20 protein-coding genes are annotated in these 16939 nt (G+C 49.0%); 10 read left to right on the top strand and 10 right to left on the bottom strand.

Going from position 1 to position 16939, the window contains the following annotated elements:
* Nucleotides 1-37: 37 nt before the first annotated feature.
* Nucleotides 38-445 carry a GNAT family N-acetyltransferase gene (locus ACFO1S_RS11970; protein ID WP_204604980.1) on the top strand — a complete coding sequence of 136 codons (408 nt, stop codon included), beginning with the start codon at nucleotides 38-40 and terminating at the stop codon, nucleotides 443-445.
* A gap of 196 nt (nucleotides 446-641) precedes the next feature.
* Here the strand turns inward: ACFO1S_RS11970 and ACFO1S_RS11965 are convergent, their stop codons facing one another.
* Together ACFO1S_RS11965 and ACFO1S_RS11960 are read right to left on the bottom strand one after the other, a co-directional pair.
* Nucleotides 642-1439, bottom strand: a complete 798-nt coding sequence (locus tag ACFO1S_RS11965) for a glycosyltransferase (protein ID WP_204604981.1) — start codon at nucleotides 1437-1439, stop codon at nucleotides 642-644.
* Between the two features lie 19 nt (nucleotides 1440-1458).
* On the bottom strand, nucleotides 1459-2058 hold the full coding sequence (locus ACFO1S_RS11960; RefSeq protein ID WP_204604982.1) for a TetR/AcrR family transcriptional regulator: 600 nt from the start codon (nucleotides 2056-2058) through the stop codon (nucleotides 1459-1461).
* A 260-nt stretch (nucleotides 2059-2318) separates the two neighbouring features.
* Here ACFO1S_RS11960 and ACFO1S_RS11955 point away from each other — a divergent pair, with 260 nt between their 5' ends.
* Nucleotides 2319-2891, top strand: coding sequence for a DJ-1/PfpI family protein (locus ACFO1S_RS11955; RefSeq protein WP_204605038.1), 573 nt, complete (start codon nucleotides 2319-2321; stop codon nucleotides 2889-2891).
* Between the two features lie 103 nt (nucleotides 2892-2994).
* On the opposite strand, the gene ACFO1S_RS11950 is transcribed toward ACFO1S_RS11955, so the two are convergent.
* On the bottom strand, nucleotides 2995-3459 hold the full coding sequence (locus tag ACFO1S_RS11950) for a GNAT family N-acetyltransferase (RefSeq protein ID WP_204605039.1): 465 nt from the start codon (nucleotides 3457-3459) through the stop codon (nucleotides 2995-2997).
* A 61-nt stretch (nucleotides 3460-3520) separates the two neighbouring features.
* A complete protein-coding gene (locus ACFO1S_RS11945; protein ID WP_204604983.1) occupies nucleotides 3521-5134 on the bottom strand; it encodes a xylulokinase in 1614 nt (537 codons plus the stop codon).
* A gap of 218 nt (nucleotides 5135-5352) precedes the next feature.
* On the opposite strand from ACFO1S_RS11945, the gene ACFO1S_RS11940 reads away from it, so the two are divergent.
* The 3 genes from ACFO1S_RS11940 to ACFO1S_RS11930 are packed head-to-tail and all read left to right on the top strand — an operon-like array spanning nucleotide 5353 to nucleotide 6537.
* Complete coding sequence (locus ACFO1S_RS11940; RefSeq protein WP_378126830.1) at nucleotides 5353-5676, top strand: hypothetical protein; 324 nt, start codon at nucleotides 5353-5355, stop codon at nucleotides 5674-5676.
* Entirely contained in the window at nucleotides 5630-6013 is a 384-nt protein-coding gene (locus ACFO1S_RS11935) for a hypothetical protein (protein ID WP_378126828.1), read from the top strand. The genes ACFO1S_RS11940 and ACFO1S_RS11935 overlap by 47 nt, the downstream gene beginning before the upstream one ends.
* The gene (locus ACFO1S_RS11930) at nucleotides 6010-6537 is read left to right on the top strand and encodes a GrpB family protein (protein ID WP_204604984.1); all 528 of its coding nucleotides are present in this window, start codon (nucleotides 6010-6012) and stop codon (nucleotides 6535-6537) included. Before ACFO1S_RS11935 ends, ACFO1S_RS11930 begins: the two co-directional genes overlap by 4 nt.
* Here ACFO1S_RS11930 and secA2 read toward each other — a convergent pair.
* The 3 genes from secA2 to ACFO1S_RS11915 are packed head-to-tail and all read right to left on the bottom strand — an operon-like array spanning nucleotide 6534 to nucleotide 10359.
* Entirely contained in the window at nucleotides 6534-8810 is a 2277-nt protein-coding gene (gene secA2 / locus ACFO1S_RS11925; RefSeq protein ID WP_204604985.1) for an accessory Sec system translocase SecA2, read from the bottom strand. The genes ACFO1S_RS11930 and secA2 overlap by 4 nt on opposite strands.
* Nucleotides 8811-8848: 38 nt before the next feature.
* Nucleotides 8849-9961 carry a DUF5808 domain-containing protein gene (locus ACFO1S_RS11920; RefSeq protein WP_204604986.1) on the bottom strand — a complete coding sequence of 371 codons (1113 nt, stop codon included), beginning with the start codon at nucleotides 9959-9961 and terminating at the stop codon, nucleotides 8849-8851.
* Nucleotides 9958-10359: a GntR family transcriptional regulator gene (locus ACFO1S_RS11915; protein ID WP_204604987.1), complete on the bottom strand. Its 402-nt coding sequence runs from the start codon at nucleotides 10357-10359 to the stop codon at nucleotides 9958-9960. The genes ACFO1S_RS11920 and ACFO1S_RS11915 overlap by 4 nt, the downstream gene beginning before the upstream one ends.
* Before the next feature lie 217 nt (nucleotides 10360-10576).
* On the opposite strand from ACFO1S_RS11915, the gene ACFO1S_RS11910 reads away from it, so the two are divergent.
* Both ACFO1S_RS11910 and ACFO1S_RS11905 read left to right on the top strand, forming a co-directional pair.
* Nucleotides 10577-11431: an ankyrin repeat domain-containing protein gene (locus ACFO1S_RS11910; protein WP_204604988.1), complete on the top strand. Its 855-nt coding sequence runs from the start codon at nucleotides 10577-10579 to the stop codon at nucleotides 11429-11431.
* 23 nt (nucleotides 11432-11454) lie between these two features.
* Nucleotides 11455-11844: an ankyrin repeat domain-containing protein gene (locus ACFO1S_RS11905; RefSeq protein WP_204604989.1), complete on the top strand. Its 390-nt coding sequence runs from the start codon at nucleotides 11455-11457 to the stop codon at nucleotides 11842-11844.
* 98 nt (nucleotides 11845-11942) lie between these two features.
* On the opposite strand, the gene ACFO1S_RS11900 is transcribed toward ACFO1S_RS11905, so the two are convergent.
* From ACFO1S_RS11900 to ACFO1S_RS11890, 3 genes are all read right to left on the bottom strand, one after another.
* Nucleotides 11943-12506, bottom strand: a complete 564-nt coding sequence (locus tag ACFO1S_RS11900) for a winged helix-turn-helix transcriptional regulator (protein WP_378126825.1) — start codon at nucleotides 12504-12506, stop codon at nucleotides 11943-11945.
* Entirely contained in the window at nucleotides 12503-12865 is a 363-nt protein-coding gene (locus ACFO1S_RS11895; protein ID WP_204604991.1) for a VOC family protein, read from the bottom strand. Before ACFO1S_RS11895 ends, ACFO1S_RS11900 begins: the two co-directional genes overlap by 4 nt.
* A gap of 89 nt (nucleotides 12866-12954) precedes the next feature.
* Nucleotides 12955-13692: a bleomycin resistance protein gene (locus ACFO1S_RS11890; protein ID WP_204604992.1), complete on the bottom strand. Its 738-nt coding sequence runs from the start codon at nucleotides 13690-13692 to the stop codon at nucleotides 12955-12957.
* A 196-nt stretch (nucleotides 13693-13888) separates the two neighbouring features.
* Between ACFO1S_RS11890 and ACFO1S_RS11885 the strand changes: the two genes are divergently transcribed.
* From ACFO1S_RS11885 to ACFO1S_RS11875, 3 genes are all read left to right on the top strand, one after another.
* Nucleotides 13889-14602, top strand: a complete 714-nt coding sequence (locus ACFO1S_RS11885; RefSeq protein WP_204604993.1) for a MerR family transcriptional regulator — start codon at nucleotides 13889-13891, stop codon at nucleotides 14600-14602.
* Nucleotides 14603-14735: 133 nt separating this feature from the next.
* Complete coding sequence (locus ACFO1S_RS11880) at nucleotides 14736-15416, top strand: response regulator transcription factor (RefSeq protein WP_204604994.1); 681 nt, start codon at nucleotides 14736-14738, stop codon at nucleotides 15414-15416.
* Nucleotides 15406-16764 (top strand): sensor histidine kinase, encoded by a 1359-nt coding sequence (locus tag ACFO1S_RS11875; protein WP_204604995.1) that lies wholly within the window; start codon nucleotides 15406-15408, stop codon nucleotides 16762-16764. Before ACFO1S_RS11880 ends, ACFO1S_RS11875 begins: the two co-directional genes overlap by 11 nt.
* The last annotated feature ends 175 nt before the right edge of the window (nucleotides 16765-16939 follow it).

Here is a 16939-nt window from a genome sequence, read left to right as displayed (position 1 = left end):
AGAGAAGTTGGAAATATATATCAGGGGGAGAAGACCGATGAACATAGAATTTGCAACAGAATCGGATTATCAATATATTTTTGATCGCGACAAGCATCTCTTGAAAAGCTTAATATTCTCCAAAATAGCTGGAAAAGAAATATACATTCTGCGCAATCAGAATGGAGAAAATATTGGTTGGATGAGGTATGGGTATTTTTGGGACAACACTCCCTTCATGAATATGATATGGATCGATAAAAAATATCGGAACAATGGTTTTGGAAAAAACGTTGTTCTCTTTTGGGAAGATGAAATGAGAAAGACTGGACACAAACTGGTCATGACCTCAACCTTAGCTAATGAAGAGGCGCAGCATTTTTATAGAAAATTGGGCTATAAAGATGCGGGATGTTTATTGCTGGAAAATGAGCCGTTAGAAATACTTCTGACCAAAGTTATCTAGACGCTGCAAACAACCATTCAACACCTTGCCAACAGCAGCACCCCAGCCCATCCACCCCACCGGGTGCTACCTTACTTCACTTGGCCTTTTGGCAAAGGGCGGGGACGAACCGCCCTCTATTAGGCGACTGACACTGGCCCTTGAGCAAGATTGAAGTTTCCGTTGCATTTGGAATACCTGTAATTAATGTGTTAGTCTAACGCCCTTGATTCTCGTAGTACGTCTGGTCGGCATAGGCCCGATCCGTTCCGCGAAGATATGCGCGAATAACTGAAGGGCGGCGCACGAGCACCCAGTCGCCGTGCTTATCAAACTTACGGCAGGACGTAATCATCTGCGCTTTGCGGATGGTGCCGTAACGCTTGCCTTGTTGCTTGCCCCATTGCTTCAGCCGGTGGGCGAACTCCGCATCCTCCGCCATCAGCCGATTCTCGTCGAAGCCCCCGATCGCGTCGAAGTCGCTCTTGCGGCACCAGAAAATGCCGACAGACACGGCTCCGTATTTGAACAACAGGGGGATAATGAGCAGTGCGGCAGAGACGATAATCCCCAGCGACATGCGCTCGAATTTACCGGCAACGCCTCCGCCAATATAGGTTCCGGAAGCGAGGTGCTTATCGATCTCTGTCAGCATCGCGTCCGTCATCCGGCTGTCCGCATCAATGGTGACCAGATATTCCCCTCTGGCGATACGTGCGCCAGCGTTGCGTATTTGCGACAAGTTCTTACTGTCGTTCTTCAGGGTCACACAGCCGAATTCGTCGGCGATGGCCTCGGTGGCGTCCGAACAGCGATTGAGGATGACGATTACCTCGACCTGCTTCGGGTAGGCAGCAGCCGCGGCGGCGATTGAATCCAGGCAGGCACGGAGATACTGCTCCTCGTTGTGGGCGGGAATGAGGACGGAGAATTTGACAGGACCCTCATAATCGGCGGCGGCAAAAAGCCCGAGAGACGAAGATGCGGATGCAGTTTGTGTTGGCGACAAGGTCATTCGGCTACACTCCTTCTGATTAAGTGGGTGACGTAAGGCTAATGCCTTCCAACAGCAGGGTGGTGGCTTTGCGGAACAGACTCTTCATGCCTTCCCGGTCCAGGAACGAACGGCTGTCGCTTAGACCCGAATAATAGCTTAGGATCATAAACGCCAGCTCCTTAGAGTTCTCGTTCTTGAACTCTCCTGAGGCGATCCCTTCGGCGACCAGCTTCTCAAAATCGTCAACGACACCCATGACGATCGCGAAGAACTTCATCCCGATCTCAGACTGAGGCCCGACCTTGGCGATGAACTCCTCACCGGCTTTGTTGAGCGGCTTGTTGTGATGGTCCACGAAGTAGTCGGCATAAGCGTACAGCTTATCTCTAACCGAGGGGATCGGGGCGGACAGCTCGTTCCAAACGTTCCAGGACTCTTTGAAGGCCTGCTCAGCCAGTTCGAGAAAGAGCTGCTCCTTGCTGTGGAAATGGTAATACAGGCTTCCCTTGCTGCAGTACGAATGCGCACAGATGTCGTCGATGGAGGTAGCCGCGTAACCCTTCTGTGCGAATAGCGCCATGGCACTGTCAATCAGTTTCTTGCGGGTCTGTGCCGCGTCGTAGAGTCTCTTGTTCATGCTTTTTAGCCCTTTGAATAAATTAAACCGGATAGTCGGTTTAATTTGATGATAATAAAAATGAACGAGTGTGACAATAGCTGGACGTGGGTAAAAATGGCAGATTTATGAACGTTGCCACTTCGCAAGTGAAGAACGAAGGCACGCCCTTTCCTATTCGGACGCGATGCTTGATTTTTATGAATTTTCGGGATAAAATTTGGTAAATATTGGACTGAATGCTTTTTTTATTTCACACGATGAAAGGTCGGGTGCAGGGGATGAAGATGGCTTACATTCTGTTTGACAAGATGACAACGTTAGATTTTGTTGGTTTCTACGAAGCTGTAACCTGGATGGGAATACTGAAGGCGAAAGAAAATGTGTCATGGGATTTTTGTTCGAACAAAGAGCAGATCACCGATGACAGAGGTTTAACTATGAAAATCAACCATGTCTGCCCTGATCTTTCGGTTTATGATTTGATTTTTATTCCCGGAGGACTATCGACAAGGGAACTTAGATTCGATCCCGATTTCATTTCATGGATTCAAACTGCAGAGAATGTTGAATATAAGATATCTGTTTGCACGGGAGCTTTGATTTTGGGAGCTGCAGGGTTTTTAAGGGGTAAAAAAGTAACAACGAATCCTTCAGCATACGAGCTGTTGAAGCCCTATTGCGCTGAAGTGATTAAGAAGCGTTTCGTCAGGGATGGCAACATTTTCACAGGCGGGGGAGTGTCGGCTTCTATCGATCTGGGGTTGTATTTCATTGAATCGCTGACCAGTGAAGCGGTCGTGCAGCAGGTTCAAGAAAAGATGGACTACCCGTATTATACTTCGATGCGATAAGTGACGCCGCTGCTTTGGCTCGAAAATAACAGGGCAAAGTAATCGTCAAGCAGATCGAACAAAAAAGCCGCCAAGGTTCCGGCGGCAGTGACCATCGCTTATTTCAAAATACCAATTCTCTTATGACTTCACGTTCATCACGGCTCACTTCTATGAAGCCCAAAGATACATACAAGTCGGATGCTCTTTTGTTCTCAGGCCGATGTCCGAGTATGATTCTGTCACAGGCGTGGTTTTCCTCAATATGACGTATAAGTTCTTCCATGCCAGACCGTCCCAACCCTCTATACTGAAACTTATGGTCAATCATAAAGGCCATGATCCAATAGCTCTCGTCTTCGGGATCAACAGCATAGACTGCAAATCCCGCTAGTTGTTCGTCAGCGTACACAGCCAGGGGAGTAAATCCACAATAGGCCGACTCTGCGAGCCAATAGACCACAGGGACAGGAAAAACTCTCCTTTGATCATCCGTCACTTCAAGCTGGGTGCAGGCATACCAGTTGCTTCGATCGAGCGGCCTGAGTTCTATTATGGGCGAAAGACGTGTACGGCCGCATGTCTCCATCAACTTCACTCCTTCAAATCTTAGTAGGGATATGAAGCGGCACTGAGAAGCTTCCCCCGGCTCATTTTTTCCAATTCTCCACAAAGTGCTCTATCGCTGCCTGCTCAATTGCCAGCCCTTCCGTGTAACGCTCTATAAACAAGGCAAAGCCATCCACATCTGCGCTCTCAGGATAAACCATTTGTCCTTCTGCACCCTTGAACACTTTAGCGGCAAGGTATTCAGCCAAGCCCTCGCCCTGCTCCTTATTAACCATGTAAGATGCCAAAATGGCCATCCCCCACGCGCCGCCCTCGCCTGCCGTAGACAGGACCGAAACAGGAACATTCAGTGCTGCGGCACACATTCTTTGACCGACTAGCGGCGTTTTGAACAATCCGCCATGCGCCAGGATATGGTCGATCGTTACTTGCTCCTTCTGTGTCAAAATGTCCATCCCAAGCCGGAGTGCGGCAAACGCGGCAAACAGATGTACTCTCATAAAGTTAGCCAGATTGAAGCGGCTTTCTGGAGAGCGAACGAACAGCGGGCGACCTTTGGCAAGCCCGGTAATGTTCTCGCCCGAATAGTAGCCATAGCTCAGCATGCCGCCGCCATCAGCATCTGCTTCCAGCGCTTTGTTGAACAAGACGCTGAAGATGTGGTTCATATCGAGCTTTAGGCCCATGGCTTCATAGGATTCGCGGAACAAACCGAGCCATGCATTAATATCGCTGGAGCAGTTGTTAGCGAGAACCATGCCGACAGGGCTCCCATCAGGTGTAGTCACGAGGTCAATCTCAGGATACACCTTGGATAAATTTTTCTCCAGTACAATCATGGCAAAGATTGACGTGCCGACGGAAATGTTGCCGGTACGCTCTTTGACACTATTCGTAGCGACCATGCCTGTTCCGGCATCGCCTTCTGGAGGGCAGAACGGAATACCTGCTTGCAGGCTGCCTGAGGGATCCAACAGCCTGGCGCCGGCTTCATGGAGATATCCAGCATGTTCACCTGCAGAATAAACTCTAGGCAAAATATCCTTAATACCCCATGGGTAGCCTTTATCGGCAATTAAATCCGCAAACTGCTTGACCATATCTTCATTATATTGCTGAGTAGATGTATCGATAGGAAACATACCGGAGGCATCTCCCACACCAAGAGCCTTGCTGTCAGTCAATAGCCAATGAATGTAACCCGATAAAGTGGTTAAATAGTCAATGCTCGTGACATGCTCTTCACCGTTCAAAATCGCTTGATACAAATGTGCGATGCTCCAGCGTTGAGGAATTTTGAACTGGAATTTCTCTGTCAGCTCCGATGCGGCTTTACCCGTTGTGGCATTGCGCCATGTGCGGAACGGAGCCAATAGCTCCCCTGCTCGATCAAGCACAATATAGCCCTGCATCATAGCTGAACAGCCGATGGCTCCAATTTTTTTCAGCGTTACGCCATAATGGTTCTCTACCTCTTGCCTTAACCGGCGATAGGTTGCTTGCAACCCGTTAATCATTTCACTGAGATCGTAGGTCCAATAGCCGTCAATTAATTGATTTTCCCATTCGTAGCTGCTGGAAGCGATTGCTTCGTAATTGTAGTCGACCAGTACAGCCTTGATTCTTGTGGATCCAAATTCGATGCCCAGCGAGGTTTCCCCCCTGACTATCGCTTGTTTAGTCTTTCGATCCATGACGGCGTTGCTCCTCTCTGTATTCAAATCCGAAGGGGCCCGGAACATTCAATCTATATAATGGAATATACCCCATTTTACAACAAAGTCATCCGAGTTGCCTCTTTCAATAGAGCAAGAGAAAATAATCGCACATTGAATAATTATACATTATACTGCATAATAATCCCGTATACACTTTTAGTCTTCCAGACTCCGCTCCAAGGGATTCCTTATCTATGGTAAGCAATAAGAAGACGAAAATAATTGATGCGAGTACGGCCTTTAGGACCAATCAGGATTGGACATACGGGTTACCAGAATTGGATAAGGATCAAAGGAGTAAAATCCGGGATTCATCCAGGATATCCGTTCCGGGATGTCATGCTACAGGGTTTATTTTGGCTGTACACCCTTTGGTGGCAGAGGGGATTATGCCAAGGGATTACCCTGCGTCTTGTTACTCGCTTACAGGATATAGTGGCGGGGGCAAGAAGCTTATAGCTGAGTATCAGAATGGCTCCGATTTTCACCCCAATCGTCGGCAACTATTATCAAGGTGATGCCGTAACGATTCCGCTCTTTCCCAGAATGCTTACAAAGAATGTAACGGCAAAGGATGTTTATGAGCTGCTTGCCTCGTATTATAAGGATGAACGTTTTATTAGAGTGATCCCTAACGAATCAGAGGCCTATCTTGAAGACGGCTACTTTAATCTTATGCAGTGCAATGGTACAAATTATTTGGACCTATTTATTTTTGGTCATAGGGATCAAATCTTACTTGTCTCCAGATTTGATAATCTGGGAAAAGGCGCCTCAGGAGCAGCCATTCAGAACATGAATATCATGCTTGGATTTGACGAAGGAATTGGGCTAGAGGGAGAGGGTGTGCTATGAAGATCAGACTGAGCGATTATAATCAGGACTGGGTAAGACTTTTCCAAGAAGAGTCCGAGTTTCTGAAGACAATATTTACGAACGAAATCGTACGATTCGAGCACTTTGGAAGTACATCTGTAACGGGCTTAAAAGCAAAGCCTGTAATTGACATGATGTGTATTGTACAAGACATTGACAAGATCGATTCATATAACGATAAAATGAGCTTGCTCGGATATGATGTGGCTGGGGAGTGGGGGATCTCCGGAAGAAGGTTATTCCGAAAAGGCGGTGATGAAAGGACTCACCACATCCATTTCTATCAAACAGAGAACCCCCAAATTGAACGACATCTCATATTCAGAGATTACTTGAGATGTCATCCGGAAGAAGTTGCAAGATACAGTCTGTTTAAGGAAGAGTTAGCTGAACGTTTCGAGAACACAAGTGAATACAGCCCAGCTAAAAAGACATTTGTGAGCGAAATGGAGCAACTTGCGCTAGCTTGGTATGCTGCAAAAAACCAAGAAAATGAGGATTAATATTTTGACAGCCCGAGTATCGGCCTCAAAATCTTGCGAATATAATAAGCGATTACCGTCTCTGCGGTCCATGAGCTGCGCTTCTTCTGAATGTATTGATCGTCGATGATATAAGTCCGAGTGGAAGTAGGGCTCTTCAGTCCGAACTCTTCCCATTTCGCCGGATCATTCGAGCCTCCGAGCCTTACAAGCATAGTTTCCGACTCTCTATTTATTTTAGCCGGAATTTGATCGTATGCTTGGGTGATTAGCGCATGAAATTCTTCGATCGGATTGCGGCTGGCAAGGCTCTCCAGGTGTATGCCTTCGCGAATGTATGAAACGTACGCCAGATGATCAGCCCAGAACTCGTCGATATAGAAAAGCCGTACCCGCTGCTCCGAAGGGCTCATCCGCTGCTCGCCCTTCAAAATTCCGAGCCGCTCCTCGTATAGAATTCGCCTCTGATCCTCCACCATATCCGAATAAAAGTTCAGCTCCTGGCGGATATGAAAGTTCTGACCCATAATAACGCGCTGAATATGTGCGATTTTCCTGCGGAGCGCCGCCCCTTCGAGAGCCTCATCCTGCCTAGGAACGCGAACCGCTTTGTCGATACCGAACCGAAGAATCAACTCGTCCTCCAAGCTTATGAAAAATACGGAGGCTCCGGGATCGCCTTGGCGGCCAGAACGCCCGCGCAGCTGGTCGTCAATCCGCACGCTTTCGTTCATATGCGTACCAATCACGTACAATCCCCCCAGCTTGGCGACAGCTTCTGCTTGCGTGGGGTTGCCGCCGCCGAGCCGAATGTCGACGCCGCGTCCCGCCATATTCGTAGACACCGTCACCGCGCCGATTTCTCCCGCCTTAGCGATGATCTCGGCCTCTTCTGCATCGTTCTTCGCATTCAGAACCTGGCAAGGTACGTTGGCAGCCGCTAGCGCCTCCGCCAGCCTGTCAGACTCTCCGACACTTGATGTACCGATGAGAATCGGACGTCCCGTCGCATGGACGGATGAGATTTCTTGTACAAGCGCCTTAAGCTTGGCTTCTTCATGGGTATAAATCCGCTGCGGATGATCGATCCGTATGTTTGGCCGATTCGGCGGAATCTGCACGACCTGCAGCTCATAAATATTTTCGAATTCTATTGCGGAAGCGTGCGCGGTAGCCGTCATGCCGCAAATCTTCGGATACAGGCTAAGGAAGTGCTGGAGGGTGATCGTCCCGAGAATTTTCCCGCCGGCTGTCAACTGCAGTCCTTCTTTGGCCGCAAGCGCAGCTTGCAGCATGTCCGGCAAATGCCTGTTCTCCGCCACGCGGCCGGTATATTCTTCGATCAGCTCGATTTGACCGTCCCGGACGATATAGTCGACGTCTTTTTTCAATAATGATTCCGCATGCACCGCGCAATTTAAAGAGATTAACAAATGACTATTATGGTTATCGTACAAATTGCCGCATCCGAGCAGCGACTCTGCTATCGCCGAGCCTGCTTCATTTAAATAAACGTTCCTCTGGAACTCGTCGAAGTCGTAATGCTCATCTTGCACGAGCTGCCGAGCCACTTCTGCGAAACGAATGCCGTCGTTGCCGGAAGGGTCCGACTCGCCGGTGATGACTAGCGGCACCCGCGCTTCGTCGAGAAGCAGCGAATCCGCTTCGTCGACGATGACGTAGTGGAAAGGACGATGCACGGTATCGGCTTCGTTCAGTGCAATCGTGTCGCGCAAATAATCGAATCCCGCTTCTTTGGCCGTAACATAGGTTATATCCGCGGCATACGCTTCCCGTTTCTCGGACAGGCTCATGCCCGCTTGAACCGGGTTTACCGTTAACCCGAGGAAACGATAGATCGGGCCCATCCACTCCGCATCTCGATTTGCCAAGTAATCGTTAAAGGTCAGCACATGAACGCCTTCGCCGCTCAGCGCATTTAGATAAGCAGGCATAACGGCAGAGAGCGTTTTTCCCTCGCCGGTATGCTGCTCGATCAGAAATCCCTCATGCAGTGCGATGGCAGCCATGATCTGGACATCATAAGGCTGTAATCCGAGCTTTCTCTTCGCCGTCTCGCAGACTAGCGCATAGGCATCGACAAGCAGCTTGTCCAAAGGCGTACCCGATCTTGCTTCCTTTTGCAGCCGGAGAGATTCCCCTTGCAGCCGCTGATCGTCCCATGCTTCCAAATTCCGTTTCCTGATGAGCACCGCTTTGTCCCGATAGCCTTTCAGCTTATGCTGGGTATCGCGGTCTTCGAATTTTCGCATCAACTTGGCGGCTAAATTCATCGGAATTTGATCTCCCCTCGGACCGATTTTTGTAGATTTTACTTACTGAGGAGCCACGCCCCTGCCAAAAACAGAATAGAGATCCCCACAATCGCGGCTATCGTTAGCCAGGCCATGGGTTTGGCCATATTGACGGTCCAGCCTATGCCGTAAGGTTTCGAAACGAATGTCGCTGGATCATCCGGATTGCAATAGACGACAGACATGACTTTCCAATGATGATTGCTCTGCGAAGGAATATCCCGTTGCTGGTCAAGTCCCCTCGTCCTCAAATAAACAAGCATGCCCAGCAAAAGCAGATAAACGGTAAGCAGAAGCGCGAACAACAAATTGCTCCATAAGTCCAATTTCAATGACGAATATATTTTGTCCGCTTGGAACAGCCCCAAGAATACGGTCAGAACTAGCGAAATACCCCACAAGACAAAAGAGTGGATTCGTTTGTACTGAATTTGCCTTTGCAACGAACCTTCCGGGTCTGTCGGATCCAGAGACGTTCTTACTCTGCCGACAATGAGGTTCAGAAGCATAAAAAGCATGGTTCCGATAAGCTGTCCAAAGTTCTCATAGAAGACGGAACTGACGGATTTGGTGGAATACCAGTAATACCAGTCCGGTATTGTGTCCGAGCTCCAAGGTATTGGGAAAGAAAGGGGGATATCGTTCCACTTCACAATAGCGATGACGACGCAAACCGCGATTACGGTCAAGTGAGCGCCGAACCATGGCAAGCCGAGCACGGGCGAGCTTTGCCGTCTGCCTGATATGATGGCCGCCCTCCTGTTCTCTAAGGGGACTTGCCAACCGCGGATGGCATTTAATCGTAGCGCCGATTGTCTGCAGATCGCGATCGCGATGCCGGAGAGCGGAAATTGCAGGAACAGGGCGATCAGAATGTATACCAAAGGCTGCGCAACGTCCAGGTACAGAATCAATGAGAAGCAAGCGGCGGCCATAGCCAGCACAATGATCCCCATCAGAATCGTGTATTGCACACGTATCCGTCGGACAGCGCGGTCCCCCGTCTCGGAAGCGGGAATCGGTACTCCAAACAACAAGGTCCGAGGACCGAAAAAATTTTGGACGCTGATCAACAGCGCTTGAATAAAATATAAGCTTGCGACCGCTACGATAGTTCCATTCATCATCATTGCCCTTCTCCTTCCCGCTTGATCATGGTGTCCCCATAGAGCTTCCTGCATTGATTGACAAAAGCTTCTTCCGTCATCCCTCGCACAGCCGCTTCCGCCGCGAGCGAACGAAGCTGTCGGAACAGCTTGGCTTCGAATTCCGCCGTTATGCCCGGCATCGTATCCGGGTGAACGATAACGCCCTTCTTCGGGTGCACTTGCAGAAAGCCATCCTGCTTCAGCAAAGTGTACGACTTGTTGACCGTATGTAGATTGATGCCTAGATTCTCGGCTAGATTTCTCACGGATGGCAGCCGGTCGCCCGGCTGTAGCGCGCCCGACGCAATCCCTTCGATCATCTGGTTGATTAATTGCTCGTATAGTGGAGTCTCCGATTGCAGATCCAGCTCGATGAACATGAATATCTCTCCTTGTCGCACAGACATGAGGTTAGATGTGACCTGTTCTGAGCAGCTTCTCCTTACTCATATCTGTTATATAATATATATAACAGATATGAAAAAAGAGATCAATATTCCTTTGGGGTATGGGATGTTAAGTTGAAATTGAAAACTTAAGGAAATAATGTTATTGTAATTTTATAATAAAAATTACAAAAATAATAAGGTGCTTGCGATGTCAAACAAAAAGCAGAGTCATGTTGTTTCTATTAGATTAAATGATGCCGCGTTGAAAGCAGTTGATTTACTCGTGAATTCGGGGCTTGAATCTAATCGTTCAAGAGCCGTCTCGTATTTTATAAATTCAGGCATTCAAGCATCTGGAGAGCTGCTTCACAAAGCCCAATCCCTCGCGGACAACCTTCAGCAATTGCGAAATCAAATGATTGAAGCCATAAAACTAAACAACGTTGAGAAAGTATCCGAGCTGATAAATAAAGACTTAAGCCTGGTAAACGCCAAAAATAACCGTGGAGAAACCGCTATATTGATGGCTGCTTACTATCGATCACAAGAAATAAAAGAGCTGCTGCTGAATAACGGAGCAGAGCTGAACATTTTCGAAGCCTCAGCCGTAGGCAACTCGCAAAGGGTAAAGGACTTGCTTAATGAATCGCCGGAGCGGGTCGACAGCTATAGCGCTGATGGCTTTACTCCTCTAGGTTTGGCCTCTCACTTCGGCAACGAGGAAACCGTGAAGCTATTGTTAGAACATGGTGCAGATATAGATGCTAGAGGTAGAGATGGCAGCTTGAATAATATGGCTATTCATGCAGCAATAGGCGGCAACCATGAACATATCGTAAAGCTTCTTATTGAGCATGGAGCAGATATAAGTGTAAAGTGCGAGGGGAAGTGGCGCTTAGGCTTTACTCCGCTCCATGTAGCTGCGTATTTTGGGCGCGAATCCATTATTAGAATGTTGCTAAACGCGGGAGCAAACAAGATGGACAAAACAGATAATAGTGAAACACCTTATGATCTTGCCGTAATTCGAGAGCATCCAGAGTCAGCAACTCTTTTACGATAAAAAGCTACAAAAGGAGAATTTCTATGGAGAACAGACAAGCCATTCACCCTGAGTTAGTTAAAGAGTTTGTAGGGAATGCCCATGGCGACTTGGAGCGTGTCAGGTCACTTCTAGAGCAAGAGCCTGGGCTGCTAAATGCAGCTTGGGATTGGGGGGACGGGGATTGGGAAACGGCCCTTGGCGCGGCCTCGCACATGGGTAGAAAAGACATAGCGCTTTTCCTGCTTGAAAGGGGTGCCCGGATCGACTTGTTCGCAGCAGCAATGTTAGGGAAGATTGAGATTGTAAAGGCGATGCTTAATGATCATCCAAGTCTAGTAAATGCACTTGGCCCTCACGGAATTCCTTTACTCGATCACGCCAAAGCTGGCGGTGAAGAGGCATTGCGCGTACTTGATTTATTAAATCAATAGGCAGACGCAGGATGAGGGGAAATATTAATCAAGGGTAACTTGCAAAAGCCGCCAAAGCTATGGCGGCGGCAATAGGTTTCATTCATCTAGCAAACGGTTCAAAGTAAGGAAGCCAAGTCAAGTGAGAGCTGATGTACCGGCTGATGGACTTGCTTTTCCAATTGATATAGGAATGAAGGCCGAGGTTCCTCTAATACTTTCTTACAGACTAGGCCGTCATCGTGAAATTCCTGCAAGCGAGTCGATAGGATACGCGGCGTGATGCCGACGAGCGATTGTCGAATTTCTTGGAACCGCTCATGATTATAATCAAGCGCCAGCAGGATCGATATCCCCCACACCTTATCGGAAAGCCTTCCGTGACCCATCTGCTCCTCACTAAGCTGGACGGCCCGGGCCGCTTCACGGTGGAGCCGTCCTTTTTCGGTCAGTACATATTCGGGTAAAAGCGGATGGCGTCTTTCCTGAGGCGATAGATGAAGGAGCAGGCCGTCCTCCATCATCTTCCTCAGGTTGGCGCTGAGCCGAGAAGGGACAATATTAAGCTTGTTCCGGAGCGGCGTAAACCTGCCTCCATTTTCGTCAAGCGATAACAAGATGGGCGTTGTCCATTGCCCCGTTAGTTCCCGGCTCAGTCTCAGAACCCGTTCTTCCTTGCTCAAAGCTCTGTAAGCGGTTCGGATAACATTAGATTATGCCCATCGGGATCTACAAACGTAGCGAGCTTGGTCAATTCAGGGATATGCTCGATCTCACCCACGAACGCCACGCCTTTACGCTCAAGGTGCTGTATGGCTTCTTCGATATTCCATACTTCGAATACAGTCGAAGAGGTTGCGGGTTCAACCGTCTCTGCCTCCGAAAATCCAATGACGCAATCCTTTGTGTTTGTGTTAACCATTGCCATGCCGCTCGACGGGTCATGGAATACCACTTCAAAACCAAGCTTGCCGGAATAGAATTCCAATGTTCGTTCCAAATTGGCCACATTGTACCATACGGTTAAGCCTGATCTGTACATAGAACAGCCTCCTAAATTTGGTGTTTGCTACTGGAATTGATACCGATAATATACTAAATATATTATCGGTAGTAAAGCTTAAAAGCAGACTAGCTTTGCCCTAAAGTCGTATTAAGATCATTTAATCTCCCGGTTGCCTCCACCACTTCTTCAAGCTCATGTTCAGATAGCGATAATTTCTCAGCTTCTCTAATAAAAGCCATTGCAAGATTTAGCTCGTCCATTGAGATTGCGACATCGGCTCGTAATACATAAGCTTGGTAGCGAAGAGTTGCCGATCCTTCTTCAGCTTTCGAAAAAACAAGATCAAGCACTCTGGCTGCGGCTGCAAAGTCGTCTTTGGCATACGCCAACCGGTACGCGGTTTCAAATGCATTTGCAAACCTTGACGGTTGCACCGCAATGCTTTGATTGTTCTGGATTGGCCTTGGGGAGGCGTGCTTTTGGCCAATCAGCAAACGATTTCCGGCGGGATCGATAAGGTTAAACCTTCGGTCTTCTGAAAGATTGTTGAGCTTGGTGATTCTGGGAAATCCTTTCGAGGGGACTTTCTGATAAGCCTTTTTTAGATTTGTGCAGAATTCTTGGTATACGGCATCCACATCAGGAACGCTTACATAGCACATGCTGTAGGAGTTGGCTGGCTCTAATTGTTTCAGAACAAAGAAGTGTAATTCCACGATAGGGTGTCGGACGCAAGCGTATAGGTTTGGCTTAGCTTGCCGATAAGTCAGTTCAAATCCCAATGCTTGGTAGAAATCCAACTGTTCGTCTATGGACTTACAAGGGAGTATAGGAATTGCTACGCCAATCCGATTTGTTGACAAGTCATCGACCTCCACTTATTAGGTAACTTCATGCCGTAATCTCCTTTTCCTCACTGAAATCAGCCTACCTCCTTATCGTACATCATTAGTGCAAATGCTAATGTTTAGCTGAGTTTATCCTTGTAGTACAATATGTAATAATATAAACCCGTCATAAGCTTTAATTATCAGTTGCAGGTTTGAGAAGGGGGTTCAGATGAACGGAATTGAGATCGCAAGGAAATTGAATATCAGCACGAGTGCGTTAAGGCATTACGAATCTTGGGGTATTGTCCCTAAGGTTGAGAGATCAACGAATGGGTATCGCATCTACACAAAGGAACATGAGGCTTATTTCCAATGCATACGCGCTCTTATTCCCGGATTTGGGGTGGAATTTGTTCGAGAAGTTATGCCCCGAATTAAAAAGGGGGATAAGCTTGAGGTTCTGTGGCTAATTAACAAGGCACAGGTTAGCCTCCATTTTGAAAGGGAAACCTTACAAAAAACAGTAGAAATGCTTGACTTGAAGGAACTGGCGAATATTCCTAAATTCTTTAATAAAGAATTGTTTTCAATTGGAGAGGTAGCAAAGATAGCAAATACATCTGCTTCCTCCATTCGACATTGGGAAAAGGAGCGGTTAATAAAGCCTGAGCGTCAAAACGAAAATGGATTTCGAATATACAGTTCCTCTGATATTCGCAAGGTACTTATCATCCGAGCCGTTCAGAGAGTGGCTTACTCCTTAGATATTGTCCGTGAAGTATTATCGGGGCTTGATAATAATAACGTGTCTCAGGCTAAGGAAATTGCTCTTAAGTCGCTACAATACATTGACCGTTCGTTGGTTGAGCAAGTACGGGGCATCGCTTATTTGCACAGACTTCTTGAAATTGTTCCAAGGAAGGAACCCCGGAATTACCCGTAGTTGGGCGTTCGGATCAGGCTCATGCAGCTGTGAAGCAAGCGGAGATTCCGGCGGAGCCGGAGGCATTTGTTCATGTTGAGTTCATACGGATGTCGTAAAATTGTGGCGACGCAGGCGGAAAGGGGGAAGGCGGATGCCCGAAGTGCTGGTTGTGGACGATGACGCACACATTCGCGAGCTGGTACGCCTCTACCTCGAGGATGAAGGGGTCGAAGTCGTGCAGAAGGGAAACGGGGCCGAAGCGCTGGAATACGTCGAGAACCATTCGCCGGATCTTGTCGTCCTGGATATCATGATGCCGGGAATGGACGGTTGGGATTTGTGCGTCAAGCTCCGCGAGCTTGGGGACATGCCAATTCTCATGATTACCGCGAAAGACGAGTCGGCGGACCGCATTAAGGGCTTCAAGCTGGGTACCGACGATTATCTCGTGAAGCCGTTCGACCCGGTGGAGCTTACGCTCCGGGTCAAGGCGCTGTTGAAGCGTTACCGGATCGCCTGTTCCCAAACGGTCCGGCTTGGCAATCTTCAGTTGGACCGCAAAAGCTACTTGGTGGTCAACAAGGACGGTCTGGAGGTCACCCTGCCGATGAAGGAATTTGAACTGCTTTACAAGCTCGGGAGTTATCCGGGGCAGCTGTTCACCCGGGATCATCTGATCGGGGAGATCTGGGGAATGGATTACGAAGGAGACGAGCGGACCGTGGACGTTCACATCAAGCGGCTGCGGGAGCGCTTCGCCGAGCACGAGTCTGATTTCCGCATCGTAACGCTGCGCGGTCTCGGCTACCGTCTGGAAGTGTATGGGGATTAAATCGCTCTATACCCGCATCGTCCTCATCTTCATCGGCGTCATCGTGGTCAGCCTAATCATCGCTTCCATTGCGTCTACGCTCCTGTTCCGGAAACCGTTCACACAGACGTTAGAGAACAGTTTGTTGTCGAACGGCAAGCAAATCATTCAGACCTACCGTTCATCTGTCGGAACGGAGTTGGTTTCTTTCATGAATAATGTTTCCAGCATATCGATCTATGCGGTTCAACTGTTCGACGCCTCCGCCAAGCCGCTGCTGGAGGACGGGGCGGAGCCTGTCGTTCCCGGGGAGGAACGGATTCGTCGCGTGCTGGCCGGCTTCGAGGATAGAGGCATCGAGAACGAAGGCCGGTATCCGATGGTCGGAATTCCCTTCCGGGTCGACGGCAAGCCCTATGCCTTATTCGTCATGCTGAAGAACAACGAAATGTGGGTGCAGGCGAACAGAGAAGTCAGCACGGAGATGTTGACCGTCTTCCTGATCGGAAGCGCCCTCATTCTGGCCGCCGCTCGGCTGATTGTGAAACCGCTTCTGCGGCTGAGAGACGCGGCCGGGCGAATGGCTCAAGGCCAGTTCGATGTGCAACTCCAGACGAACCGCAAGGATGAGATCGGGCAGCTTAACGCAAGCTTTAACGAGATGGCGCTGGAGCTTGCCCAGTTGGACCGGATGAGGCGGGAATTCGTTGCGAACGTATCGCATGAGATCCAGTCGCCGTTGACGTCCATCTCCGGCTTCGCCAAGGCGATGAGGCAGAAACCCATGAGCGAAGAAAACCGGATTTATTACCTGACGATTATCCAGGAGGAAAGCGACAGGTTGTCCCGGCTTAGCCAAAATCTGCTGCGGCTTTCTTCCTTGCAGCACGATCGACATCCCGTCCAATCGACGGCTTTTCGGCTGGACGAACAGCTCCGCAAGGTTGTCATCGCGCTTGAGCCGCAATGGTCGGGTAAAGAGATCGCCCTCGGATTGGATCTGGAGCCGGTAACCGTACATGCGGACGAAGACCAGCTTAGTCAGGTATGGACGAATCTGCTTAGCAACGGTATTAAATTTACTCCTGTCCATGGAAAGGTCTGTATTCGCGCCTATGCCGACGGTCGGTCGGCGGTCGTTCGAATAACGGACAACGGCATCGGAATTCCGGAGGATCGGCGGACGGATATATTCAAGCCGTTCCACAAAGTGGACAAGGCCCGTGACCGCGCCGTCAGCGGAAGTGGGCTGGGTCTATCCATCGCCAAACAAATCGTGGATAGGCATGAAGGACGAATTTGGGCGGACGAGGAGCCGGGCGGAGGCTCGGTTTTCACAGTGGAGCTGCCGCTCAGGAAGGGCCTGTAACGAACGTATAGCCGCACATGTTAGCTGATCTGATCGGAGGCCCGCCGGCCTCCGATTTTTTGAATGGCCAGCATGGGCGCTATCTTTAGGACTCAAGTCCCGGCTCTATTCTGAAACCGGCTCAAGTGCTGTGTAGTATAATGAATAGAGTGTAGTGAAGGAGAGATGACCCCAA

Source organism: Cohnella boryungensis (assembly GCF_042651945.1).
GTDB classification, from domain to species: Bacteria; Bacillota; Bacilli; order Paenibacillales; family Paenibacillaceae; genus Cohnella; species Cohnella boryungensis.
Note: the sequence above shows the minus strand (reverse complement) of the source record. Positions and strands in the feature narration are given on the sequence as shown.